Source organism: Citrobacter sp. XY323 (assembly GCF_025106035.1).
GTDB lineage: Bacteria > Pseudomonadota > Gammaproteobacteria > Enterobacterales > Enterobacteriaceae > Citrobacter > Citrobacter braakii.
On the sequence record NZ_JANYUK010000006.1, the window covers coordinates 246,194 to 271,002 of the forward strand.

At 51.5% G+C, this 24,809-nt stretch carries 23 protein-coding genes and 3 tRNA genes; 8 read left to right on the forward strand and 18 right to left on the reverse strand.

All coding sequences use genetic code 11. From position 1 onward, the window contains the following. Positions 1-14: 14 nt before the first annotated feature. A complete protein-coding gene (gene btsT, locus N0B36_RS10710; RefSeq protein WP_003830033.1) occupies positions 15-2,165 on the reverse strand; it encodes a pyruvate/proton symporter BtsT in 2,151 nt (716 codons plus the stop codon). 365 nt (positions 2,166-2,530) lie between these two features. On the opposite strand from btsT, the gene tsr reads away from it, so the two are divergent. Further along, positions 2,531-4,192, forward strand: a complete 1,662-nt coding sequence (tsr, locus tag N0B36_RS10715) for a methyl-accepting chemotaxis protein (RefSeq protein ID WP_259687767.1) — start codon at positions 2,531-2,533, stop codon at positions 4,190-4,192. 60 nt (positions 4,193-4,252) lie between these two features. On the opposite strand, the gene N0B36_RS10720 is transcribed toward tsr, so the two are convergent. From N0B36_RS10720 to N0B36_RS10735, 4 genes are all read right to left on the reverse strand, one after another. After that, positions 4,253-5,530 carry a TRAP transporter large permease gene (locus tag N0B36_RS10720; RefSeq protein ID WP_080859411.1) on the reverse strand — a complete coding sequence of 426 codons (1,278 nt, stop codon included), beginning with the start codon at positions 5,528-5,530 and terminating at the stop codon, positions 4,253-4,255. Next, complete coding sequence (locus N0B36_RS10725) at positions 5,521-6,000, reverse strand: TRAP transporter small permease (protein ID WP_080859410.1); 480 nt, start codon at positions 5,998-6,000, stop codon at positions 5,521-5,523. Before N0B36_RS10725 ends, N0B36_RS10720 begins: the two co-directional genes overlap by 10 nt. 122 nt (positions 6,001-6,122) lie before the next feature. Continuing rightward, positions 6,123-7,130, reverse strand: coding sequence for a C4-dicarboxylate TRAP transporter substrate-binding protein (locus tag N0B36_RS10730; RefSeq protein ID WP_259687769.1), 1,008 nt, complete (start codon positions 7,128-7,130; stop codon positions 6,123-6,125). A gap of 212 nt (positions 7,131-7,342) precedes the next feature. Further along, positions 7,343-8,245 carry a GntR family transcriptional regulator gene (locus N0B36_RS10735; RefSeq protein ID WP_080859408.1) on the reverse strand — a complete coding sequence of 301 codons (903 nt, stop codon included), beginning with the start codon at positions 8,243-8,245 and terminating at the stop codon, positions 7,343-7,345. 137 nt (positions 8,246-8,382) lie between these two features. Between N0B36_RS10735 and N0B36_RS10740 the strand changes: the two genes are divergently transcribed. Together N0B36_RS10740 and N0B36_RS10745 are read left to right on the forward strand one after the other, a co-directional pair. Continuing rightward, the gene (locus tag N0B36_RS10740) at positions 8,383-9,405 is read left to right on the forward strand and encodes a zinc-binding alcohol dehydrogenase family protein (protein WP_259688179.1); all 1,023 of its coding nucleotides are present in this window, start codon (positions 8,383-8,385) and stop codon (positions 9,403-9,405) included. 13 nt (positions 9,406-9,418) lie between these two features. Beyond that, complete coding sequence (locus N0B36_RS10745) at positions 9,419-10,864, forward strand: tagaturonate reductase (RefSeq protein ID WP_259687771.1); 1,446 nt, start codon at positions 9,419-9,421, stop codon at positions 10,862-10,864. Positions 10,865-10,969: 105 nt separating this feature from the next. Here N0B36_RS10745 and opgB read toward each other — a convergent pair whose 3' ends face one another. The 6 genes from opgB to N0B36_RS10775 all read right to left on the reverse strand — a co-directional run bounded on the left by opgB (position 10,970) and on the right by N0B36_RS10775 (position 16,696). Next, a complete protein-coding gene (gene opgB / locus N0B36_RS10750) occupies positions 10,970-13,261 on the reverse strand; it encodes a phosphatidylglycerol--membrane-oligosaccharide glycerophosphotransferase (RefSeq protein ID WP_047500100.1) in 2,292 nt (763 codons plus the stop codon). A gap of 230 nt (positions 13,262-13,491) precedes the next feature. After that, positions 13,492-13,983 (reverse strand): DUF2501 domain-containing protein, encoded by a 492-nt coding sequence (locus N0B36_RS10755; RefSeq protein WP_016151586.1) that lies wholly within the window; start codon positions 13,981-13,983, stop codon positions 13,492-13,494. A gap of 70 nt (positions 13,984-14,053) precedes the next feature. Further along, positions 14,054-14,791: a DNA replication protein DnaC gene (dnaC, locus tag N0B36_RS10760; protein WP_016155623.1), complete on the reverse strand. Its 738-nt coding sequence runs from the start codon at positions 14,789-14,791 to the stop codon at positions 14,054-14,056. Positions 14,792-14,793: 2 nt separating this feature from the next. Further along, positions 14,794-15,333 (reverse strand): primosomal protein DnaT, encoded by a 540-nt coding sequence (gene dnaT / locus N0B36_RS10765; RefSeq protein WP_259687776.1) that lies wholly within the window; start codon positions 15,331-15,333, stop codon positions 14,794-14,796. 122 nt (positions 15,334-15,455) lie between these two features. After that, positions 15,456-15,929 carry a threonine/serine exporter gene (locus N0B36_RS10770; protein ID WP_016151589.1) on the reverse strand — a complete coding sequence of 158 codons (474 nt, stop codon included), beginning with the start codon at positions 15,927-15,929 and terminating at the stop codon, positions 15,456-15,458. Next, positions 15,920-16,696, reverse strand: coding sequence for a threonine/serine exporter ThrE family protein (locus tag N0B36_RS10775; protein WP_016155624.1), 777 nt, complete (start codon positions 16,694-16,696; stop codon positions 15,920-15,922). Before N0B36_RS10775 ends, N0B36_RS10770 begins: the two co-directional genes overlap by 10 nt. A 458-nt stretch (positions 16,697-17,154) precedes the next feature. Between N0B36_RS10775 and N0B36_RS10780 the strand changes: the two genes are divergently transcribed. Together N0B36_RS10780 and bglJ are read left to right on the forward strand one after the other, a co-directional pair. Then, positions 17,155-17,880, forward strand: a complete 726-nt coding sequence (locus N0B36_RS10780) for a response regulator transcription factor (protein WP_047358383.1) — start codon at positions 17,155-17,157, stop codon at positions 17,878-17,880. After that, positions 17,841-18,518 carry a DNA-binding transcriptional activator BglJ gene (gene bglJ, locus N0B36_RS10785; RefSeq protein ID WP_029139757.1) on the forward strand — a complete coding sequence of 226 codons (678 nt, stop codon included), beginning with the start codon at positions 17,841-17,843 and terminating at the stop codon, positions 18,516-18,518. Before N0B36_RS10780 ends, bglJ begins: the two co-directional genes overlap by 40 nt. 54 nt (positions 18,519-18,572) lie before the next feature. On the opposite strand, the gene N0B36_RS10790 is transcribed toward bglJ, so the two are convergent. Continuing rightward, positions 18,573-19,034, reverse strand: a complete 462-nt coding sequence (locus tag N0B36_RS10790) for a YbaK/EbsC family protein (RefSeq protein WP_016151593.1) — start codon at positions 19,032-19,034, stop codon at positions 18,573-18,575. A 235-nt stretch (positions 19,035-19,269) separates the two neighbouring features. On the opposite strand from N0B36_RS10790, the gene N0B36_RS10795 reads away from it, so the two are divergent. Further along, positions 19,270-19,410, forward strand: coding sequence for a hypothetical protein (locus N0B36_RS10795; RefSeq protein WP_181221178.1), 141 nt, complete (start codon positions 19,270-19,272; stop codon positions 19,408-19,410). Continuing rightward, positions 19,400-20,743, forward strand: a complete 1,344-nt coding sequence (locus N0B36_RS10800) for a PTS sugar transporter subunit IIC (RefSeq protein ID WP_181221179.1) — start codon at positions 19,400-19,402, stop codon at positions 20,741-20,743. The genes N0B36_RS10795 and N0B36_RS10800 overlap by 11 nt, the downstream gene beginning before the upstream one ends. Positions 20,744-20,772: 29 nt before the next feature. Here N0B36_RS10800 and fhuF read toward each other — a convergent pair whose 3' ends face one another. Continuing rightward, positions 20,773-21,561: a siderophore-iron reductase FhuF gene (gene fhuF / locus N0B36_RS10805; RefSeq protein ID WP_047414505.1), complete on the reverse strand. Its 789-nt coding sequence runs from the start codon at positions 21,559-21,561 to the stop codon at positions 20,773-20,775. A gap of 108 nt (positions 21,562-21,669) precedes the next feature. Further along, positions 21,670-22,746, reverse strand: a complete 1,077-nt coding sequence (locus tag N0B36_RS10810) for a GGDEF domain-containing protein (protein ID WP_049282559.1) — start codon at positions 22,744-22,746, stop codon at positions 21,670-21,672. A gap of 216 nt (positions 22,747-22,962) precedes the next feature. Between N0B36_RS10810 and N0B36_RS10815 the strand changes: the two genes are divergently transcribed. Then, positions 22,963-23,238: a DUF1435 domain-containing protein gene (locus tag N0B36_RS10815; protein ID WP_019078313.1), complete on the forward strand. Its 276-nt coding sequence runs from the start codon at positions 22,963-22,965 to the stop codon at positions 23,236-23,238. Positions 23,239-23,277: 39 nt separating this feature from the next. Here N0B36_RS10815 and N0B36_RS10820 read toward each other — a convergent pair. The 4 genes from N0B36_RS10820 to rsmC form a co-directional block, all read right to left on the reverse strand. Next, positions 23,278-23,363, reverse strand: a tRNA-Leu gene (locus tag N0B36_RS10820). A 31-nt stretch (positions 23,364-23,394) separates the two neighbouring features. Continuing rightward, positions 23,395-23,480 (reverse strand) — tRNA-Leu (locus tag N0B36_RS10825). 28 nt (positions 23,481-23,508) lie between these two features. Continuing rightward, a tRNA-Leu gene (locus N0B36_RS10830) sits at positions 23,509-23,595 on the reverse strand. A 178-nt stretch (positions 23,596-23,773) separates the two neighbouring features. Next, complete coding sequence (gene rsmC / locus N0B36_RS10835) at positions 23,774-24,802, reverse strand: 16S rRNA (guanine(1207)-N(2))-methyltransferase RsmC (RefSeq protein WP_200049717.1); 1,029 nt, start codon at positions 24,800-24,802, stop codon at positions 23,774-23,776. Positions 24,803-24,809 lie beyond the last annotated feature (7 nt).

Consider the following 24,809-nt stretch of genomic DNA (forward strand, 5'->3'; position numbering starts at 1 on the left):
GGGGCTGAATACGGTTAGTGATGTGAAGAGGTCTTCACGCCGCCTTCCGGCACCGGTACATACGGCGTCTCTTTATCAGAGCGACCGTTGATGGCGCGGGCTTTCTGCCAGGTACGGAACCCGTAGAAAATGATGCTGTACACCACCACCAGGAACAGAATACTCAGGCCTGCGTTGGTGTAGTTGTTGACGACGATGTGGTTCATGTTGGCAATCTGCTGAGCGGTCAGTTCGCCGCCGTTAGCAATCTTCTCTTTGTACTGATTCGCCATGAAGAAGAAGCCTTCCATCTGCGGGTTGGTGCTGAACAGTTTCAGACCCAGCGCCCAGGTGGTGCAGATAAGCAGCCATACAGCCGGAACAACGGTAACCCAGATGTATTTGGTGCGCTGCATTTTAACCAGTACCACGGTGCCCAGAACCAGTGCCACGGCAGCCAGCATCTGGTTAGAGATACCGAACAGCGGCCACAGGCTCTTAACGCCGCCCAGCGGGTCAACAACGCCTTGATACAGCAGGTAACCCCACAGGCCTACGCAGCCCGCAGTACCGATGATACCCGCAACCAGAGAGTCGGTTTTCTTCAGGAACGGAACGAAGTTCCCCAGTAAATCCTGCAGCATAAAGCGGCCAGAACGGGTACCGGCATCCAGTGCGGTCAGGATGAACAGTGCTTCAAACAGAATACCGAAGTGGTACCAGAAGCCCATATCAGCCATTGGCAGCACTTTGTGGAACACGTGAGCGATACCAACGGCCAGCGTCGGTGCGCCACCTGCGCGGTTCAGAACGGACGGTTCACCGATGTCTTTCGCGGTCTGCAGGATCTGCTCAGGCGAAATGACGAAGCCCCAGGAACTGACGGTCGCCGCCGCATGTGCGGTTACGTCTTTCAGCTGCGCCATAATCAGCGGGGCGTTCTCGCCGCTCATTTCATGCAGGTTCGGCATGGTGATGCCAAGGCCCGCAGGCGGGGTGTTCATTGCGAAGTACAGACCCGGTTCGATGATAGATGCAGCAACCAGCGCCATAATCGCCACGAAGGATTCCATCAGCATGGCGCCGTAACCGATAAAGCGCGCGTCGGTTTCACAGGCCAGCAGCTTCGGTGTGGTACCAGAAGCGATCAGCGCGTGGAAGCCAGAGACCGCACCACACGCGATGGTGATGAACAGGAACGGGAACAGAGCGCCTTTCCACAGCGGACCAGTACCATCAACGTACTGAGTCATCGCCGGCATTTTCAGTTCCGGGTTGAGGATAACAATCCCCACCGCCAGACCGACGATAACGCCGATTTTCAGGAAGGTAGCCAGATAGTCGCGCGGCGCGAGGATCAGCCATACCGGCAGCAGCGCAGAGATAAACGCGTAGCCGATCAGGGTAAAGGTAATGGTGGTGTCTTTAAAGGTCAGCGCCGGGCCCCAGTACGGGTCGTGAGCAATCACGCCGCCGAAGTAGATAGACGCAACCAGCAGCACAATACCAATCACCGACACTTCGCCCACACGACCCGGTCGCAGGAATCGCATGTAGATCCCCATGAATAGCGCGATAGGTACGGTTGAGCAGACGGTGAACACACCCCACGGGCTTTCAGCCAGCGCTTTCACCACGATCAGCGCCAGTACCGCGAGGATGATGATCATGATTAAGAAGCAGCCAAACAGCGCAATGGTTCCCGGGATCGGGCCCATCTCTTCTTTGATCATCTCACCCAGAGATGCGCCGTTACGGCGTGAAGAGATAAACAGCACCATGAAGTCCTGCACCGCACCGGCCAGCACGACACCCGCCAGCAGCCACAGCGTACCGGGCAGATAGCCCATCTGCGCGGCCAGTACCGGCCCAACCAGCGGACCCGCACCTGCGATAGCGGCAAAGTGGTGGCCAAACAATACGTTACGGTTGGTTGGAACGTAGTTCAGACCGTCATTGTTGATGACCGCCGGCGTGGCACGCGTCGGATCAAGTTTCATCACCTTTTGGGCGATGTACAGACTGTAGTAACGATAGGCCACCAGATAAACAGAAACTGAGGCGACCACGATCCACAGGGCACTGATGTGCTCACCCCGACGTAATGCCACTACCGAGAGGCAGAATGCACCGATGATTCCGAGAATCACCCAGGGTATGTGCTTGAATATCTTTTTCGTATCCATAGTAAAACCTGGTATCTAATTAATAATTGGCCGAAGCCGCGTGGGTTTGATCTTGTGTTTGAGGAGGTAAATTGACTGCTATGTTGGGGGGATCTTGCCAGAGAAATACGCGCGTAAAGTAAGGTAAATAAGTGAGCGGTTATATGTCAGCTTAAGCGGTCCCAAGTGTCAGTGAGCGGTAAGCAATGGGGGATAGTGGGGGAATTTATGTGATTGAGATCACTAATAAACCCGCTTAGCGCTTTGGCAGACGGCGTGGATCGACGAATCGTCGATGCTGAGATCGATTCAACTAGCACAAATTTCATAAAGTTTTCCCTTTCCAGGCCGAAAATTCTGACATCTGTCTAGCGGAAAGAGAAAACATGTTAAAACGAATGAAGATTGTTACCAGCTTACTGCTGGTATTGGCGCTATTTGGCCTTTTACAGCTCGCCTCCGGCGGCTTGTTTTTTAACTCACTTAAGAATGACAAAGAGAACTTTACCGTTCTGCAAACCATTCGCCAGCAGCAGTCTGCGCTGAACGCCACCTGGGTTGAGCTGCTGCAAACGCGTAATACCCTGAACCGGGCGGGTATTCGCTACATGATGGATCAGAACAATATCGGCAGCGGTGCGACCGTTGCTGAGCTGATGCAGGTAGCCAGCACGGCGCTGAAATTGACGGAAAAAAACTGGGCGATTTACGAGTCGCTCCCGCGCGATCCGCGTCAAAGCGAAGCCGCGTTCCAGGAGATCAACCGCACCTATGACATCTATCACGGCGCGCTGGCGGAGCTGATCCAGTTACTGGGTGACGGGAAGATCAACGCGTTCTTTGATCAACCCACGCAGAGCTATCAGGATGGTTTTGAGAAGACATACATCAACTACATGCAGCAGAACGATCACCTGTATGACATTGCGGTAGCAGATAACAACAGCTCTTACAGTCAGGCGATGTGGGTACTGGTCTGTGTGCTGATTACCGTACTGGCGGCAATTATTGCGGTCTGGTTCGGCATCAAACTGACTCTTATCTCCCCAATGAACCGTCTGATCGACAGCATTCGTCATATCGCCAGCGGCGACCTGGTGAAGCGTATTGAGGTGGAAGGTTCCAACGAGATTGGCCAACTGGCGGAAAGCCTGCGTCATATGCAGGGTGAGCTGATGAACACCGTGGGTGATGTGCGTAACGGTGCCAACGCGATTTATAGCGGGGCCAGCGAGATTGCGATGGGCAACAACGATCTCTCCTCGCGTACCGAGCAGCAGGCTGCATCTCTGGAAGAAACCGCAGCCAGCATGGAACAGCTGACGGCGACCGTGAAGCAGAACGCCGAAAACGCGCGTCAGGCTAGCCATCTGGCCCTGAGCGCTTCTGAAACCGCGCAGAAAGGCGGGAAAGTGGTGGATAACGTGGTGCAAACCATGCGTGACATCGCTTCCAGTTCGCAGAAAATCGCCGACATTATCAGCGTCATCGACGGCATTGCCTTCCAGACCAACATTCTGGCGCTCAACGCCGCGGTAGAAGCTGCGCGTGCGGGCGAGCAGGGCCGTGGTTTTGCGGTGGTTGCGGGTGAAGTTCGTAACCTGGCCCAGCGTAGTGCGCAGGCCGCGCGCGAGATCAAGAGCCTGATTGAAGACTCGGTCAGTCGTGTGGATGTGGGTTCAACGCTGGTAGAAAGCGCTGGTGAAACCATGGATGAGATCGTCAATGCGGTAACCCGCGTGACCGATATCATGGGTGAAATTGCCTCTGCTTCTGATGAACAGAGCCGCGGTATCGACCAGGTTGGTTTGGCCGTTGCTGAGATGGATCGTGTGACGCAGCAGAACGCCTCGTTGGTGGAAGAATCCGCCGCCGCCGCTGCGGCGCTGGAAGAGCAGGCCAGCCGTCTGACCCAGGCCGTTGCCGTGTTCCGTATTCAGCATGACCAACAGCGCGCGCGTGACGTTGCTGCTGCTAAAACAGTTTCAACGGTCCAGCCGCGTAAAGCTGCGGCAACGGATGCCGGGGATAACTGGGAAACGTTCTAAGAGCCAGGCCCATCAGGCGATTTTTGCGCTCACTCTGTGTGCCCTCTGCTGAGGGCACTTTTACAAACTGGGTAAAAAAGTGGTGAGGGCCGGAATAAACGTCACCATCAAGAGTACGACCAGGAGCGCAATAAATAACGGTATCACTTCGCGAATAAATTCTGAAATTTTGGTTCCGGTGATCGACGTTGCCACAAACATAACCGTACCCATAGGCGGTGTCAGGCATCCCACGGCTAAATTTAGGATCATCATGACACCAAATTGAATAGGATCGATTCCCAGCATTTTTACTGTGGGCATCAGGAGCGGCACCAGGACGATAATCGCCGCATTCCCTTCGATGAACATACCAAGAAATAACAGTACCGCATTAACGATCAGAAGAAACAGATAAGGATTATCTGAGAATCCTGTCATCAGGACAGCAACATTCTGCGCAATTTGCTCATTGGTCAAAATCCATGCTAATGCAGAACAGGTCATAATGATGAGCATTACGCTTGCCGTTGAGCGTGCTGTTTCCAGTACAGAAGCAACGATATCTTTTAAGGTCATTTCCCGATAGAAAAGGGTACCGACGATAATGACAAAAAGTACGGCGATAGCACCCGCTTCTGTCGGTGTGAATATACCAAAACGAATCCCGCCAATAATCACCAGGATAAGTACCAGCGCTGATGTTGCGCCTTTTCCCGCCTCCCAAAGTTCACGGACGGTTGGGCCGTGGCTTCTCGCGGGCAAATAACCGCGCTTTTTCGATATCAGGTAGATGGCAGTCATCAATGCGACACAGCACAGCAGGCCGGGAATAATCGCCGCCATAAACATCTTGCCGATAGAAACATCGGCGACAAAGCCATAAATAATTAAAGCAATGCCAGGGGGAATAATCGGCGTTATTAACGATCCTGCGGCCGTTACTGCGGTAGAGAATCCTTTGCTGTATCCCAGTTTCGTCATTTCGGGTACCAGCATTTTTGACAACATCGCACAGTCGGCGAGGTTTGAGGCTGATAGCCCTCCCATCATGGTACTCAGCAGGACGTTGGATTGCGCCAGTCCGCCAGGGTAATGACCTGAGAGAACTCCCGTAAACTTTAACATCCGGTGAGTAATTCCCGTATAGTTGAGGAGATTACCCAGCAGAATGAAAAAGGGAATTGCCAATAGCGTGACGTTTTCACCTGCGCCGATGATGCGCTGAATCGCAATTAAGGGCGATATATCACCTGCCATGAAGAAATAAATCAGAATCGCAACCAGAACGCTGATGAAAATTGGCGTGTTCAATATGAACAGAAATAGTAAAACAATACAGGCAATGGCTACTGACATGCGACCTCCCTGTTTTTCATTTTTTTAATATCTTGCCAAAGATGTTGTAGACAGAAAATGACCATGATCCCAGCTCCGGTTGGCACGGCAAAGTCAATGTATAAATAAGAAACCCCGAGGATAGGGGTTATCTTATCCTCTGCGATTAAAGACAGCTCATAGCCCAAATAACCGAATGTAGATAGCGCTATAATAGAAATAATGTGCGTGAAGAGGGTGCAGATAAGCTGTAATTTTTCGGGTAGCATTGCAGTTAATGCATCGATACTCACATGCATACGCAACCGCATGGCAGAAGCGGCACCTAACATAATGAGCCATATATAACAAATAATGAGTACTTCTTCTCCCCAGATTAGCGGAGAGTTTAGCAACCAGCGCATGAAAACGGCCAGGATTGTTATCAGTACAATTCCGCTGGTTGCAACACCGGCTAATATATCGCTAAATCTGTTGAAAAAACCGAACATAGCAATTCCTTTAAAATGACATGTTTATCAGATAGGCGCGGTATCTCTTCGACCGCCTCTCTGTCAGTTTTATCCCGGTTCTTTGGGGGTTGCGCAGGTGATAAACCTGCGCAACCTGACGGTTATTTAGCAATGATTTCTTGCGTTTTCTCGTATAGAGCGGGGGGCCATTCCGGAAATTTCGTGTAGAAAGATTTTGAAGCGTTGCGGAATAACGTGCGATCGACTTCAACAACGGTAACACCCTCGTTTTTCATTTTTTCTATCAGGCTCTTCTCTTCTTTCAGGACCAGATTTGTCAGATACTGACCTGCTTTATTACCCGAGTCGATCAACGCGATTTGAATGTCAGGTGGCAGCTTTTTGTATGTGCGACTTCCCATGACCAGATTCGTCACATTTTCGACATGCCCTGTCAGGATAAGGTATTTGGCCGCTTCATAGTGTTTTTGTCCATATAACACGGGAATTGGATTTTCTGCGCCATCAATAATTTTTAAATTTAACGAGGTATAAACTTCTGCCAGTGGGAGTGGCGTTGGCGTTGCGCCCATCGCTTTCATCCCTTCAATCTGAATACGGTTATTCGGTACCCGGATTTTCAGCCCTTGCAGATCTTCCGGCTTATTAACCATTTTGTTGGTTAACATGTGACGGGAACCATATAACCAGTCTTTCGTGATGATATGGAGTCCCTTCGCATCCAGTTTGCTTTCCAAATCCTTGTACCAGTCCGACTGATTCAACTTGAAAATATCCTGGTAATCATTACCCAGATAAGGGCCAAACATGATGCCGAAATCCGGCACATAGTCAGAGAAGAAGGCACCATCGGCCAAGGTTATCAACGGGCTTCCCAGCTTCATTTGTTCAATTACATCTTTCTTCGAACCTAACTGAGAGCTGGGATAAGGGACTAATTCACCTTTTCCGGCAGTTTGTTCACTGAACAGGCGCGCCCATTCATGAATGGCTTGATCAAAAGGTTCTCCTGGGTTGTTTTCATAAGCGACTTTTAATGTATATTCAGCCGCGGCAAAGGCAGAACCCGTAAGGGAGGCTGTTGCGATTATTGAACCCATTGCAAATGCCAGTAACTTATTTCCTTTTTTTATCATTTTACTCATCATTGCTCTCCAGTTTCGTGGGAACTGCGGAATTAATTCACATTACGATAGGGGAATGATAGTCCGGTCAGGTTGATGCTTATTTTGTTATACTGCCCAACTCGCAGGTCTATTTTCTATGTGAAGATTTAGAGCCTATTATCTCATCACCACCAGGTGGCGTTTTTTGGGTGATTTTGTGGTAGTGGTAATGCTTTATTGTTTTTAATCGGTATTTAACCAGAGGTATTAATCGAGTGAACCATGGTCTGTCTGGCTGTTTGCAGATGTTGGCGTAAAGCGGTGGTGGCACCAAAATCATTACGGCAGATTAACGCGCTAAGAATGGTCATATGCTCATTGACCGCAATAATATTCCTCTGTTTAAGATCGCTTTCATCCCATTGATAATGAAAATGAAAAATAACCGAGATTATCTCCAGCGACTGGTCAAAGAAAACATTTTCTGCCGCGCTCAGCAGTAGCGTGTGAAACTCTCTGTCCAGTGAGGAAAACATACGATAGTTGTCACCAATCGTGTCTCGCAGGGTGCGATGATGGTCAAGAAGATCGCGGGCTTTCTGCCAGCGAATGTCATCGGCTGGAAGGTTAAGGAAACGTTGTAACGCGTGCGTTTCCAGCATTTCACGTAGTTCGAACAGTTGCTCGGCATAGGTCTGATCAAACTTTTTCATGCTCCACTGACCACGTTTTTCACTTTGGATTAGATTGTAACGTCCAAATTTTAAAAGAAACTCCCGGACAACGACTGGGCTTACGCCAGCCGCGCGGGAAAGCTGTAGTTCGGAGAAACTCTCGCCTGCGCGTAGCTGACGCTGGTTGATCATGGTGAAAAAAGCCTGCTCAAAAATCCGGTTTTGCTCAGTCATGGAGGCGGTGGTACAGGCGAAGCCATCATCATGATCGGGTTTACGGGCAATGACGTAATCGCTGCCGACCTGCGTCAGCACACCGCATTCGCTGAGATGGCTCAGCATGTGGCGTACCGTGGTGCGACTGATGTTGTACATCTCGGCCAGCGCACTTTGCGATGGCAACGGTGAAGGAATATGACCGCGTGCCATATCGTCAATCATCTGGTTAATCACATTGTGACGTAAGTTCTGCGAACGACTCATGGCTCCCTCCTTTTTGAGCATTAAAACCCGATTTAAAACATTTTAATGCGTTGAGTTTCACAAGTTATGTCACCCGTTTATTTTTAGAGGCTTTTTCCAGGATATCTGTTGCAACAGAAAATATGGGAGAGAATATGATGGCAACAATGAATGTCCTGGTGTGTCAGGAACCCAAAAAAATGCACTGGGAAACGCGTGAAATACCTATTCCGGGTGAGGGTGAAGCATTAATAAAAATTAAATCAGTCGGGATTTGCGGTACCGATATTCATGCCTGGGGCGGCAATCAGCCATTTTTCAGCTATCCACGTGTGCTGGGTCATGAAATATGTGGGGAAATTGTCGGGCTGGGCAAAAATATACAGAATCTGAAAAATGGTCAGCAGGTGGCGGTTATTCCTTACGTGGCCTGCCAGCAGTGTCCGGCCTGTCTGAGCGGGCGCACTAACTGCTGCGAGAAGATTTCGGTGATTGGCGTGCATCAGGATGGCGGCTTCAGCGAATACCTGTCCGTACCGGTCACCAACCTGTTGGATGCGCAGGGAATTGATCCGCAGGCGGCGGCGCTGATTGAGCCTTATGCCATTAGTGCGCATGCGGTACGCCGGGCGGTGGTGGCTCCGGGTGAGCAGGTGCTGGTGGTCGGTGCCGGTCCGATTGGTCTGGGCGCGGCGGCGATTGCCAAAGCCGATGGCGCACAGGTGGTGGTCGCCGATACCAGTCCGGCTCGCCGGGAGCATGTGGTTTCCCGGTTGGGGCTCCCGGTTATCGATCCGTCTGCAGAAGATTTTGATGCGCAGTTGCGTGACCAGTTTGGCGGTTCGCTGGCGCAAAAGGTCATTGATGCCACGGGCAATCAGCATGCGATGAACAACACGGTGAATTTGATTCGCCATGGCGGCAGCATTGTTTTCGTTGGGCTATTCAAAGGCGATTTGCAGTTCTCCGATCCGGAGTTCCACAAGAAAGAGACCACCATGATGGGCAGTCGCAACGCCACACCGGAAGATTTCGCCAAAGTTGGCCGCCTGATGTCGGAAGGCAAACTGACCGCCGACATGATGCTCACGCACCGTTACGCGTTTGCCACACTGGCAGAAATCTACGAACGGGATGTGATTAACAACCGTGAGCTGATTAAAGGCGTGATCACGTTCTGAGAGGGTAAATGCGATGAAGACATTGAATCGACGTGATTTTCCGGGGGCAAGCTACCCAACGCGCGTGATCCAGTTTGGTGAGGGGAATTTCCTGCGAGCGTTTGTCGACTGGCAACTGGATATCCTCAACGAGCAAACCTTTCTGAACGCTGGCGTGACCATCGTTCGCCCGATCAATAGTGATTTTCCACCGTCGCTGAATACCCAGGACGGGCTGTATACCACGCTTATTCGCGGTCTAAACTCGCAGGGCGAAGCGGTGAGCGAGGCGCGGCTGATCCGTTCGGTGAATAACGAAATCAATCCGTATCAGGACTTCGCGGCGTATCTGGCGCTGGCCCACAATGCGGATATTCGCTTTGTGTTTTCAAATACCACCGAAGCCGGAATTAGCTATCACGCGGCAGACCGGGTCGATGATGCGCCGCCGGTAAGCTTTCCGGCTAAACTGACACGTCTGCTGCTGGAGCGTTTTAATCATTTTGAGGGCGCAGTGGATAAGGGGTGGGTCATTATCCCGTGCGAGCTTATCGACTATAACGGCGAGGCGCTCAAAACGCTGGTACTGCAGTATGCGCAGGAGTGGCAGCTTCCCCCGGCGTTTGCCGACTGGGTGGCGACGGCAAACACCTTCTGTTCCACGCTGGTCGACCGCATTGTCACCGGCTACCCGCGAGAAGAAGCCGCCGCGCTGGAAGCTACGCTTGGCTATCACGATGCGTTTCTCGATACCGCGGAGCATTTTTACCTGTTTGTGATTCAGGGGCCGCAGTGGCTGGCCGAGGAGCTGAATCTGGCGCAGTGCCCGCTGAACATTCGGGTAGTGAGCGATATTAAACCGTACAAAGAGCGTAAGGTCGCCATTCTCAATGGCGCGCATACGGCGTTGGTGCCGGTGGCCTGGCTGTGTGGCCTGGAGACCGTCGGCGAAGCGATGCAGGATGCCGATGTCCGTCACTTTATCGAGCGGGCGATTAGCGAGGAAATTATACCGGTATTGGATCTCCCGGCGGATGAACTGCGTGAATTTGCCGACGCGGTGAGCGGGCGTTTTCAAAACCCCTACATCCGTCACCAGTTGCTTTCCATTGCGCTTAACGGGATGACCAAATTCCGTACCCGAATTTTGCCGCAACTGCTGGCGGGCCAGCAAAATGGGCGCTGGCCCGTGCGGTTAACGTTCGCCCTCGCGGCGCTGCTGGCGTTTTATCGCGCAGAGCGGGAGGGAGAACGCTATCCGATACAGGATGATGAGCAGTGGGTTAGCCTGTATGCCAGTCTGTGGCCGCGAGTTGGCAAAGATTTAACGCTGCGTGAACTGGTGGATACTGTGCTCGGCGATGCGGCGCACTGGGGTGAAGATTTGACGTTGCTGCCGGGGCTTGCCGGGCAGGTGACGGCAAACCTGGAAATGATTCTGGTGCAGGGTATGCGCCAGACAGTGAAAAGTCTGGAATAAGGTTGCCATGCAGCGCCCGGTGTGGTGTTGGGCGCTGTTTTTTTTCAGACAATAAATGCGGCTGGCTGTAAGGCTGATAAGCGAAGCGCCATCAGCCATTTCATGTTACGAGCCCTGAGCGACCACTTTGATTTCAACCATCCCGATCCCCAGCTTACGCGGCGAGTGGCCGAGAATATTGCCCTCGTTGGTGGCGACCGGATCGGGCGGGACAATCACCAGCGTATCGGCATCTGCCGGGTTATCAAAATGCAAGGTTGTGGTAGTGACATCATGGCCTAACACCAGCGTCTGTTCCTCGCGGCCAACGCGCACGGGAATAGGACGATTGGCATTGTCGCCGAAGGCTTTCGCGGTGATGACCAGATCGAATTTCTTCGGCAGCGGGGCCTTGTACTCGATGGTCACCTCTTTGCTGAGCTGCGCATTGGACCAGCGCCCCCAGGATTCGGGGCGTGATATGCCGCTAAACTGTTTAACCTCTTCCGGCGCGCCCGCCACGTTGAAGACGAAGCTGTCGGCTTTGTAGCGAATGTCGTTATCGACAATTTTCAGCGTATCAACGTTACCTTTGTAGCGCTCCATGTCGATCACCGTGTCTTTAAACACGGTTTTACTTTTCCATTTGGCTTTGTCGACGTGCTGCACGATTTGCTGTCCGCCTAACTGGCCTTGCGATACGCACCAGTCGGTGGAGAGCGCCAGCTCCGGGGCCCATAGCTGCGCCATTTTGTAGCAGCGATCAACCCAGACAAAGTTATCTCGCGGCGCGAAATCTGCCAGTTGGAAGCGCAGCGGGGCCGAGTATTCGCTTTCCGGCAGCGGCTCGACGCGTTTGTCCGATACGCGCAGCAACAACGGCAGGCGGAAATGGCTGCCGGAGAAAGAGATCATGTTTTTGTCCTGGTCGACGGTGAACTCTTTCATCTCTTTCGGGAAATTCCACAGGCGGATGATATCGGGCTTCCACGCCAGCATTTTTTCTTTGATGTTCAGGAACACTTCAGACACGGATTCGCTCGACAAACTGCTGCGGCCAAGACCGATAAAGTTATCGCCACCGAGAATATCCAGTACCGTTGCCCCGTTATCCATCGTGTTACGCTTCACCGCCAGCGTCTCCTGCTGTGGCTGGTCGCCGCGCAGCACGAAGAACAGGTTGTTGCGATCCTGCTTGTTCAGATACTTCCATGCGGTGTTGTTCATCGCCAGATGATCGGAAGAAACCACGATAACGGTATCTTTGAACCACGGTGAGGCTTTGATCTTATTGATAAATTCGGCAATGTTTTCCTGGCTGCAGCTGACCGCGCTGAAGGACTGGTTGGCCTTCCCGTCGATGTCATAACGTTTACGGTTGCAGCTACGTGAGATAAATCCGTCTGGATGATGGGTATCCACGGTCAGCGTAAACAGTGAAAAGCGCTGGCCCGAACGTGAAAGCTCTTCGAATTTTTTCCATGCTTCATCCAGCACGGTATCGTCGTAGAAGCCCCAGTCGTTGCGATAGGCTGGGTCCGCAACCACGCTTTTTAACTCTTCCGCACCGTAGAGATGATCAAAACCGTGAGATTTCAGGAACACGTCTTTGCCGGCAAAGCGCAGGTTGGCTCCCTGCACAAAGTAGTTTTGATAGCCGGAGTTTTTCAGGATATCGCCCAGACAGATATTGTTGGGGAAGAAGCTGGAGACCGACGCCGAGGCGTTGCCTTCAAACGGCGCAAACAGCGGAATACCGCACTGGGAGGCGACCATGCCAGCGATGGTGTAATCGGTACCCGGCAGTTGCATGGTATTGCTGAAATCCAGACCTTCGTTTTTCAACGCACCGAGTTCCGGGGTCAGATCCGGGAACGCGTCGTTGTTAAAATAGGTGCGCTCGAGGCTTTCGCCATAGATATAAACCAGGTTCAGCTTCGGGTTGGGAATCGTTTTTGACGGCTCTTTATAATAGGTTGGGAAATCCGGATCGCCATCGCGCGACTGCGACTTTACCAGTTCGGTTATCTGGTGAAACGCCGGGCTGGCATCTACGGAGGCCAGCGCCAGCAGCAGGGCCAGCAGACTGTAACCCACATGATGCGGATGATGGCGACGGCGGCGCAGAATCCAGCCGAGAGCGACAAAAACGGTCGTCAGGACCAGCGCAATCCCGACGCCAGGTAAGATATATTTTCCAATTCCCGCGCCGGTCAGGCTGTTGGTCAGCGTGTACAGAACCGCGTCATTGATACCGTCGCCGGTGAAATAGTCACTGGCATACAGCGTGATATTCAAGACAATAAAAATCCCCAGCACCGTTAACGTGGCAGCAAACCACCAGGTATTGCGACCCGCTTTCCAGGCGTAAATCAGCACTGAAGCGAGAAACAGAGTAATGGAGATGAGTTCTGACAACGATCGATCCTCAGTTAACCGGGCAAACGCCAGGCAGGCTAATGATTTTGGGAAAGCACAATGTAATAGCGATGTTGCATTGCTGCAATTGTAGTGACATTAAATTACGTTGTTATTCAGAATTGGTTTAGATATGCGTGTTTTTTGCGGGGGATTTACTGATTATTTGACGTGTGAATTTTATGGGGAACAGGTTGATGCCGCGCAGGGTATACGCGGCATATCGTGCGTCAGGAAATGAAGTTCATACCCTGTTTTAACACCAGATCGCAGGCCTTGGTTTTTACCTGCTTCGCCAGCGAGCTGTTGCCAATTGTGTTCAGGTCCAGTTGTTGACCATCTTTGGCGTTGAGCAGCCCCTGAATGCCGTCCATATAGTTGGTGTCTTGTTTCTGCTCCGGAGCACTGAGGCCCAGTTTATCCAGCACCTGGTTTTTGACGTTCTGCGTGTCGGTGACCGAGGCCAGTTTCTGTTTCGCGCAATATTCCAGGATTCCGGCGGCGTTATTCATGCTGCTGGAGGTCAGCGACTGATTGCTGCCATTCAGTAGACTGGTCAGGGAAGAGAGCGACGAGCCGCCCTGCGAGCCGGAGCTTTGTTTGCTCAGTTCGCTGGCCGCGCTGGAGAGCGAATCCTGCCAGGAGGCGGCGAAAACGCTGGTCGAGATGAGCGTGCTGGCGGCAAGCGCACAGCACAGCAGACGTTTGGTTGTTTTCATCATTATATGCAACTCGTGTTATGCCTTTTCAGCGCAGTATAGCGCCGGCAGTCTTAGGAGTGGTCCTAATACGTTAATACTCTTTACCGGTTACCCGACTACGGTAGCTTTCCCAGTTAAAAATCACCCACAGGCTGTTGCCAAGGCGCATACGGTCCATTACCCGCTCGCCCAGCAGTTTGTTCATTTCGTCCATATTGCTGTTGGTCAACATACCGGTCGGGCGTTTTGAAGACGAGCGGCGATCGACGATCTGGTTGATGATCACCTTTTCATAGCGGGATTCGGTCTGCACGCCGATTTCGTCGATCACCAGCAAATCGACATTGCTGAGATCGTTGAGTAGCTGTTCTTCGCTGGTTTCACGGTTGCTGAAGGTATCTTTCATGGCTGACATAATGTCCGCAACGGTGATAATCAGCACCGACTTGCCGCGCAGCAGCAGTTCGTTGCAGATAGCGGCGGCCAGATGGTTTTTGCCGGTGCCGGGCTTGCCAGAGAAAATAAAGCTGGCGATGTTGCCGTCAAACTCTTCAACGTACTGGCGAGCTTTGCTCAGGGCGTTCATCTGACCTTCGCATTCCACCCGATAGTTATCGAACGAACAGTTCTGATGCAGTGGACGAATACCGGAACGGTTGAATGTGCGCTGCATTTTCATAGCCCGGTTTTCACGGGCCAGCGCTGCGGCGCGAATTTCACCTTGCTCTTTTTGCCATGCCAGCAGCTCCTCGCCCGTTTTAAAGGCTGGCTCGACATTAGCCGGCATCATTTTTTGCAGACGTTTCATCAGGTCGCCAACGTTTTTCATCGTTATCCTCTAAAACCCGGTGGAATATGGTTGTCAGGCTCGCTGACACTGTTCACATCGCGCTTCGGCATTCCGCCATTGCTGGCCCGGCCAATCTGGATGCTGCGTGCCAGTTTTTGCTGCCACTGAATATGGTGAAAGACTTTGCCTTCGGCCTGCCAGTAGGCGACAAATGAGGCCAGTTCCTCGGCGGTGACCGGTTCTCTTAACGCCACGCCCCACAGGGCGGCCTGGCGCTGAAAGTCGGCATCGGGCTGCCAGTCAGCGTACATCGCAAATTTCCCCATTGGCACGACAACGGGAGCGGTTTGCGGCTCTTCATAAAATTGTGCATCCAGCGTCACATCGCTTCCCGGGTGTGACAGCTTCTCTTCAAGCGCCAACAACTCGGCCAGTCGTGCAGGCGTCACCGCGTAAAATGCTGGCGCGTTATTGGCGAATACGGCTACGGCGCCGCCCGCAGACCTGGCCAGCACCGTATGGTGATCGTGTAGTAAGGCGTCAATGCTAGTGACGTCCGGCGTCAAAATTTTGCTGGGCATAATGTTTCTCAATACTGAACAACAACCGAGAAGGGGACTGCTTTTATAGTAACACAGAGAAGAAGGAGAGCAGCAGATGAGGGGGAGATTCCCCTCTCTGCGAGGGCTAACAAAGCGTGCCGCTAAACGCGCGGGCGTTTGCGATACAGCCATAATCCCGGTACGGATAGCCCGATGGAGAGCGCTCCGACAATCGATGAGGCTTTCAGGAAATTGGTCAACAGCGTTATCATCAGCGCTTCGCTGTAACCAAAATGGCCGATTTTTACCGCCGAGATCATGGCGGTATAGGCAGAGATCCCAGGGAACATGGGGATTACTGCCGCAACGGTGAAGACTTTCGGATGCGCCAGATACCAGCGTGACCACTGGATCCCAATGCAGCCCACCAGTAGCGACGCCATAAAGGTTGACCATTCGATATTAAATCCTGCGCTCATCATCACCATTCGTGAACCGTGGCCGAGTGCGCCGAGTAACGCGCACCAGGGGAGCGCCCGATGTGGTACGTTAAATACCATGGCAAAACCAAGCGCAGGTATTGCCGACAGGATCATGTCCTGCATTAGCGCCAAAATGAAATCAATCACGCCCATCCGCGCAGCCCCCATAAGGTCATCGACATGACTACGCCAATGCAGGTCGCCAGCGTCAGCAGACTGGCAATAGCCCAGCGAGCGAGCCCTGTATTAATGTGTCCCTTAAACATATCCGCGACGGAGTTGATCAACGGAAAACCCGGAACCAGCAGCAGCACGCTGGCGGCCATGGCGATGGTTGGAGTGTGGTTAAACGTCGGCAACGTTAGCAGCAGACCAGAAATCGAGGTTGCCACAAACGCAGTAATGCAGAAGTTGATTTGCGGGTGCAAATGCCGGGACGCCAGAATCTGGCGAATATACATTGCCACCATACTGGCGAAAAAGGTGATCACCGCGCCATCCCATCCGCCATTATTGAGTTTACAAAAGCAGGCACAGGACAAGCCGACCATAAAGGCGACCAACCATCTTGGATAGCGCAGCGGTTTAATCTGGCTAAAGCGTTTCTCAACGCCTTTAACATCCAGCAGTTTGTGTTCCGCCAGAATAACGATGTGCTGCACCTCCGTCACGACGTGCATGTTAATTCCGCGATCCTGATTTTTTCGCGTTGAAGTCAGGCACTGCCCGTCTTTAATGGTGGTCAGGACGATGGCGTTAGAGGAGATAGCGCTTTCTACGCTATCCATGCCAAGCGCCAGCCCGAGGCGGGTGGATAGCTCGTCAACCAGCGCACTTTCTGCCCCATGCTGCAGTAAAAAAAGACCGCATTGAATACATAACCGTGTAACCGTTCGCTGTGACGACTGCTCTGTTTGCATGACTCGCTCTGACTGAAAAGGATCTCTTTGCATGGCGGATGTCTTCTTTTTATCATGAAGCATGATCCTGTTGGCTCTGGCTAAGATCAATCTTTGCGTCGAAAAAAGATGCAGATTGTACGTCTGATGCGTTTGCATACCTCACTTGCTTATCAATAAAGACAGCGCTTATGAAAATGTAGTGCTATTTATCAGGATGGAAAATACGTAAGCAACGCTAACGATCTATTGTAGTTCTTTTAATTGTACAAAGAGTGTATTTATGAGTAATTATTGGCATGATGGTTCAATAGTTTGATGCTACTGGGATTGTAGCGGTGTAACTTTATTTATAAATAAAAGCCAAGGATAAACAATTCACCTCGTCTATTGTTTAGGGTTTCCTGTTAATTAATGTTTTTAATTTATCAGGGGATTTTTAATACGTGCGAATACGGACTGGTGAATGTGGAGGAGATATGTTGCCAGGACGCTGCAAAAACGCAATTATTATTAGTAAATTACCGATCGTACAAACCGGACTTAAAGGTGTAATGCAGGGGCAGTTCGCTGATTATGAACTTACCTACTGCCGCTCCGTCGAAGAATTGACGTTGCTGCAGCTGCGTTGTGCCGATTTGGTGATTGCTGACTTATCCGGAGACTGTAATCATCCACGTTCAGTCTGCGAACAATATTATTCTTTATTATCTCAATACCGCGATATTCACTGGGTATTTCTCGTTTCTCGTGTTTTTTATCCGCTGGCCATTGAATTGCTGATGTGCCCTGTCAGTTCGCTGTTATCTGATGCCGAGACGATTGAAAGTTTGGTGAATGTTATTCACGCAGGAAATAGCCGTGCCGAGAGAATTAGCAAGTCTCTGCTCTCTCCGCCCCTGATGCCAGAATTAGCAGACCATAGCGCCCGCTCAATTGTACTTACCCTCTCGGAGAGGAAAGTGCTGAGACTCCTGGGAAAAGGTTGGGGAATTAATCAGATTGCGACATTGCTGAAGAAAAGCAATAAAACGATCAGCGCCCAAAAGAACAGCGCTATGCGTCGCTTGTCGATACATAGCAATGCAGAAATGTACGCCTGGATAAACAGTTCTCAAGGATCGCGAGAATTGAATTTACCTTCAGTTTATGGAGAAACCACGGAATGGAAAGCCGAAGCATCAAAAGAAACGTTGCGCTGGTAGAGAAGTGCGCGATGAGTAGCGTCGGTATTAAGAGCCTGTTTAATACCATGCCGGATAACCAATACGAACTTCATATCTTTTCGAGCCAGCCTGCATTTAGTCAGGTGATGTTAAAAACGTCGTTTTCGGCGGTTATTTTCTCCCTCTCTGCAATCAGAACCGATCGCAGGGCCGGGTTAGCTTATCTGACGGAATTAGCGGTAAATTTTCCGCGTATTCGCCGGGTGGTTATTGCTGATGATGACGCTGAAGCGCGATTAATCGGCTCTTTGTCGCCGTTGCCGTTAGATGGCGTTGTGAGCAAATCTTCTTCATTAACGGTACTGCAGGACGCGTTATTTACGGTATTGAACGGTCCCAACCGGGGAACCGAAGGTTCTAAAAACCATTGGTATATCAATCAAAGCCGTATGCTCAGTCCAACAGAACGAGAAATACTGCGCTTTATGTCGAATGGCTATTCAATGCCGCAGATCGCTGCTCAGTTAGAGCGGAATATTAAAACCATTCGGGCACATAAATTTAATGTGATGTCCAAGCTGGGCGTGAGCTCAGATGCCGGACTGCTGGATGCTGCAGATATCCTGCTGTACCTGCGTGCAGGTGAACCTGCACCTTTTCTACAGGCGGCTTCTTAACGGGTAATGTTAGATCGTTTCGTGCCGGGTTTCGTTATCGGCACGGAACGTGAATCATCCCTGACACACATCCACCCAGGTGGCGGAAGTCAGCTCAGCCATCCTTTCTGGCGTGATACGAACGGCGCTGTGGATGGCGCCTGCGGCGGGAAGCACTTCAGCGTAATGCTTCAACGAAACGTCGCAGTACACTGAAATCGGCGTTTCCAGTCCGAAAGGGCAAACGCCGCCAACAGGATGGCCCGTCGCGTTCACCACTTCATCGCTACTCAACATCCGGGCTTTGGCACCGAAAGTGCTCTTTAGCTTTTTGTTATCCAGTCGGGCATCACCTTTGGCGACGACCAGAATAATGTCGTTCTTGACCTTCAGAGAAAGCGTTTTCGCGATCTGGCCAGGTTCGACGTTATGGGCTTTCGCTGCCAGATCGACGGTAGCTGTGCTCTGATCTAATTCGATAATCTCAATATCTGGTGCATATTGCGCTAAAAATTGGCGTACTGATTGCAAACTCATTCTTCTCTCCAAATCGCCTACAGGCAGCTCCATCCAGCAGAAAACCGCATGGCGTAATTTGTCATAGGGGCAAGCTCGCTGTAAATATTTTAATATAACAACATGGCAACATTGGCAGTTTTTCGATCATCTTCACAATCAAAGAAACCGGTTACAGTAACCGGTTGCAGAATGCTCAAATGGCGATTAATACTGAAGTTGTCACTTCCTCTGTATTACATAATAAGAGCCATCTATGAAACTGAACTCAAAATACAGTAGCGCTGGCGTTCCTCCCGGCACGGTTGCGAAAAGCAGTAATGGGCTTTACGTGGTGGTGTTGATACCAGCACGGTTGCAGGGTTTTGCACAACGGGAGAACGGCTATGTCTACTAATCATGCTGTGTTTAATGCGATTTTCCGCTTCGTTGAAAATTACGTCAGCCCTGTTGCCGGGCGCATCTCTTCACAACGTCATGTGATGGCTATCCGTGATGGGTTTATTTCGGCGATGCCCTTCATGATCGTAGGCTCGTTTCTGCTGGTTTTCGCCTATCCGCCTTTTTCTCCGGATACCACCTGGGGGTTTGCACGTGCGTGGCTGGATATGGCGAAACAGTTTGAAGGCCAAATCCTCACACCGTTTGATATGACGATGGGGATCATGTCAGTCTACATATGTGCGGCTATCGCTTATAACCTGGGCAAGCACTATGTGAAGTCACATCAGCTAGATCCCTTCATGTGCGCGATGCTATCGATCATGGCTTTTTTGCTGATTGCTGCACCGAAAACCAAAGGCACTATGCCGGTTGATAGCCTGGGCGGTACGGGGATTTTCACTGCGATCCTGGTGGCTATTTACTGCGTTGAAATGATGCGCTTCCTGAAGGCGCACAACATCGGCATTCGTTTACCCGATCAGGTGCCGCCGATGATCAAAAACTCCTTCGATCTGCTGATCCCTGTGCTGGTGGTGGTGCTTACGCTGTACCCGCTGAGTCTGGTGATTCAGTCGCAGTTTGACATGCTGATCCCGCAGGCCATCATGGCCATCTTTAAACCACTGGTGTCTGCAGCGGATTCTCTGCCAGCGATACTGCTGGCGGTGCTGATCGGCCATCTGCTGTGGTTTGCCGGTATTCATGGCGCGGCAATTGTGTCGGGAATGCTGCAAATGTTCTGGCTCACCAATCTCGGGATGAACCAGTCGGCGCTGGCGCAGGGCGCGCCTTTACCGCATATCTTTATGGAAGCGTTCTGGACGTTCTTTATTGTGGTTGGAGGTTCCGGCGCGACGATGGGGCTGGTGATTTGCTATCTGCGTAGCCGTTCGGCCCATCTACGATCGATCGGGCGTTTGAGCGTTGTCCCGAGCATTTTTAATATTAACGAACCGGTGATTTTTGGTACGCCGATTGTCATGAACCCGGTGTTCTTCATTCCCTTCCTGCTGGCCCCGATGGTGAACGCGGTGCTGGCCTGGGCGGCGATGAAGCTAGATTTGATTGGGCGGGTGATTTCAGTGGTTCCCTGGACGGCCCCGGCACCGGTTGGCGCGGCGTGGGCGTTAGGCTGGGACTATCGTGCGGCCATTCTGGTTGTCCTGCTGGCACTGGTGTCTGCCGTCATCTACTTCCCATTCTTTAAGGTTTACGAAAAGCAGCTATTAGCGCAGGAAAAAGAAGAAGCACAGCGTATAGAAGAGGAAAATCAGCAGGTTGCATAACTGACGGGCGAGGGGCTACGGCTCCTCGCTTACTTCAGCGTGCAGTCACCGCATTGCTGGACATCGGGCAGGCGATAGCGCTGGCAGCAGGTTCTGCGCACTAACAGTCCCTCGCGCGGAACAACGGTACGCCACAGGGGATTATCCTGACCGCAGGAGAGCTGCTTCTCAAAAAAACAGGTCTGGCGCAGTGTGGTCAGCAGTTCTTCACCTAATAACGGCTTCATTTCCGTTAAATACCAGTGAATTAAATATCCGGTGTTGCTCCAGATAAGCTTCGCATTGATCTCGCCTGTCGCTTCCAGCGCCTGCACAACCGGCGTCAGCGCCGAGAGAATCAGTGTTTCCATGCGTTGCTGAGGAGACTGGGCCGTGACCTGGTGATCCTGATGCACGTCGATCCAGAAGCAGGCAGCACGGCCTGTTTCGTGGAATTCTACGTGCATGTGTTCAGGAGAGACATCGATGGCCTCTTTTTGCGTCAGCAGGGCCACCATGAGCGGAGGCATCATCAGGCCGATATACCACTGCGCCCAGAGAGAAATCAACGGCTTATTTTCGCGTGGCAGCGTGGGCTGATTGCGATAAATATGGTCTGAATAGACAGCCAGCAATGAACTTAGCGTCGTTGATTGCGTCCATTCATGTAGCGTCATCGCTCCTGGCACGGGCGTTTCGTCAAGACGAATGAAGTCCAGCAGGTGCTCACGGGTGTTGGCTATCGTTGCGCGTACGGCAGCAGCCAGCGAGGGCATCTTTGCAGGCAGAGGGCTACGCCAGATGACATCTTCAACGATCGGTGCGGAACGATAAGCCATGTCGATATAAGGATGTTAATCTTAATGATAATGATTGCTAATCCTATAATTGACATTGAGCGATGGCAAGATCTTTGTCGCCATCCCGGGCCACACCGCACAGATAGCTCAGGCAGAAGGGCAGTTTACCCGCAGGTCATCGCTGACCAGCGTACTGTTGCGCCCAAGGCTCTTGGCCTCATAAAGGGCTTTATCCGCTCGGGCAACAGCGGCATCAATATCCTGCTCGACCAGAGGCGCAATACCAATACTCACGGTTACGTTGGTTGCCACGCTCTCGTTAAACATGTGAGGAATTTTAAGGTCGTACACCTTCTGGCGAATACGTTCGGCGGCAGCCTGGGCCTGCTGGGGATCGACCGCGGTCAGCAAAACCATAAACTCTTCCCCACCAAAGCGCGCCACCACGTCCCGGGAGCGCACGGAGTCACGAATCGCGGCAGAGACGCGGATCAGCGCCTGATCTCCCATCATATGACCGTAGTGATCGTTATAGGCTTTGAAATGGTCGATATCCAGTAGCAAGACGTAGTGCTTCGCGTTGCTCAAGGCCAACAGCGTATCGAGTCGGTGTTGCAGCCCCCGACGATTGTACAAACCGGTTAGCGGGTCGAGCATGCTGAGCCCGTTCAGGGTCTCCCGTTCTTCCAGCAGTTTATACATCAGCTGCTGGGCGAAGCCATCGTAGCGTTTTTGTATCACATGCTGGATGGCGATCCCGGCCATGGGCAGCGCCATAAAATAGAAAATTCGCAAACCATGCTCGCTGCCATTCAGCCATAAACAGACGGCGACGGAAGGTAGTGAGTGAAGCGTAAACGCGATGATATTATTGGCAAAAGCGATAGATCCAATAAACAGCACGCTGAGAAGCGCGATTAATAGAAAATAATAATCATTATGACCCAGTGCGTTATATTTCAGGAAAATATGTAATGCCCATAGCAAACCAAAAACGATTGAAATAAAAGGAAGATTAATTCTTTTATCCACATATTTCCTATGCCATGCCAGCAACAATGTACTCATCACGAGAATCAGCAACGCCGGTACTGACAACGCTTTGACGGCAAACAGGGGAAAAAAAAGCGTAAACAGTGCGGAGACTGCGTTGAGCAGCAGAAACAATCGTAAAGAGAGTTGGTATTTTTTGGTGCGCAGAGCTCGCCAGGATTGTACTGTCATAGGTAAATATTGTTAGTTATCTGCAATGTACAAAGGTGTGTTGGTAAATAAAACAAATAACGAACGGGGTATCATTCGCAGAGGTTTTTATTGTTTTTAGTTGAAAAGCTAACCGGCGAGCAATTTATCACCTTAAATTATTCATGTCATCAATCGCTAAGTAAAACTCATATAATTGATAGTGTCTCCCAGCTGACAAATGAGAAAATTTATCATATGATATTGGTTATCATTATCAATGTCATAGGTGGTACCATGTTGCAACGTACGCTGGGCAGTGGATGGGGTGTTCTGCTGCCGGGAATACTGATTGCCGGGATGGCATTTAGCGACCTGTCGGTCTACGTATGGAAGGCGATGATTGTATTAGGATTACTGTTGACTTCACTCATGCTGTACCACAAGCGTTTGCGGCATTTTGTCCTGTTGCCTTCATGTGCGGCGCTGATCGGCGGCATTGTTCTGGTGATGATGAACGGGAATCAGGGATGAACAAAACAGGGAAGAAAATCGAGAGGGAAATAAGATAATTGGTGCGAGGGGGGGGACTCGAACCCCCACATCCTAAGGACACTAACACCTGAAGCTAGCGCGTCTACCAATTCCGCCACCTTCGCACAGTCATCTTATTTTTTGATATCGCCTCGTTGGTGCGAGGGGGGGGACTCGAACCCCCACATCCTAAGGACACTAACACCTGAAGCTAGCGCGTCTACCAATTCCGCCACCTTCGCCCAGTGCGAGCAATATCAACGTGGATTATGGTGCGAGGGGGGGGACTTGAACCCCCACGTCCGAAAGGACACTAACACCTGAAGCTAGCGCGTCTACCAATTCCGCCACCTTCGCATACCATCGACACTCAAAAAAGTATCGTTACCACGGAGGCGCATTCTAGTGGTTTTCAACTTTTCGTCAATAGTTAATTGCCCAGGACGCGCTTAATTGATGTAAAAATGGGCGCTAAACGCAGGCCGTGTAAACGAAGTGCCACCCCGCATTTAGCAAACCCTGCCGGATGGCCGTTCTACTTCTTCGCCTGACGCGTCATGATGGTGCGATAGACCTTGAAGCGACCGGTCTGCGCGATAACTTCGTGGAAGCCAAACACTTCATCCAGTACCTTCGGATAAGGCAGGAAGGCGTTCGCCACGATACGCAGTTCACCGCCGCTGTTGAGGTGGCGCACTGCACCGCGAATCAGCGTTTGCGCGGCATCGAGGCTGGTCTGCATCCCATCGTGGAACGGTGGGTTGGAGATGATCATATCAAAGCGACCCGTCACGTCAGAAAAGACGTTACTGGCGATTACGTCTCCTTCAATACCGTTGGCAGCAAGCGTTGCGCGGCTGGCTTCAACGGCGGCGGCACTAACATCGCACAGGGTTAAGCGCACTTTTGGCGAGTGGCTGGCTAAGGCGACGGAGAGTACGCCTGCACCACAGCCGACATCCAGAACTTTGCCTTTGGTGTGCGGCGTCAGCGTGGAGAGCAGCAGTTGGCTGCCAACATCCAGGCCGTCACGGCTGAATACGCCCGGCAGCGTTTTGATGGTCAGATTTTCGGTCTGGTATTCATCCCAGTATTTTTCTGCATCAAAGACAGGCTGTTTTTCCAGACGACCATGGTACAGGCCACAGCGACGCGCGCTGTCGACTTTGTTCAGCGGCGCGTATTCGGCCAGCATCTGCTCTGCGCTACGAACGCCGCTGCGGTTCTCACCAACAACAAAAATATCGGTGCCCACCGGTAACAGCGACAGAATGTTCATCAACTGGAACTGGGCTTCCGGCTTATTCTTCGGCCAGTAGTAGATCAGCGTATCGCTATCGGTAACGTCATCAGCCTGGGCGACGAGGCTAAAGCGAACGTTGTCGCCCATCTGGCGGTTAAGCACCTGCCAGTGGTGAAGCTGCTGAGTGTGCGCACGGCTGGCGGCGCATTCAAAATGGGCAGGCAGGTCATCCTGCAAATCACCGGCAAACAGAATACGGCTTTGTTCGAAATCATCACTGTGGCGCAGCAAGACTTCACTTGCCGGGGTAAAAGCAGACATGGAGTGC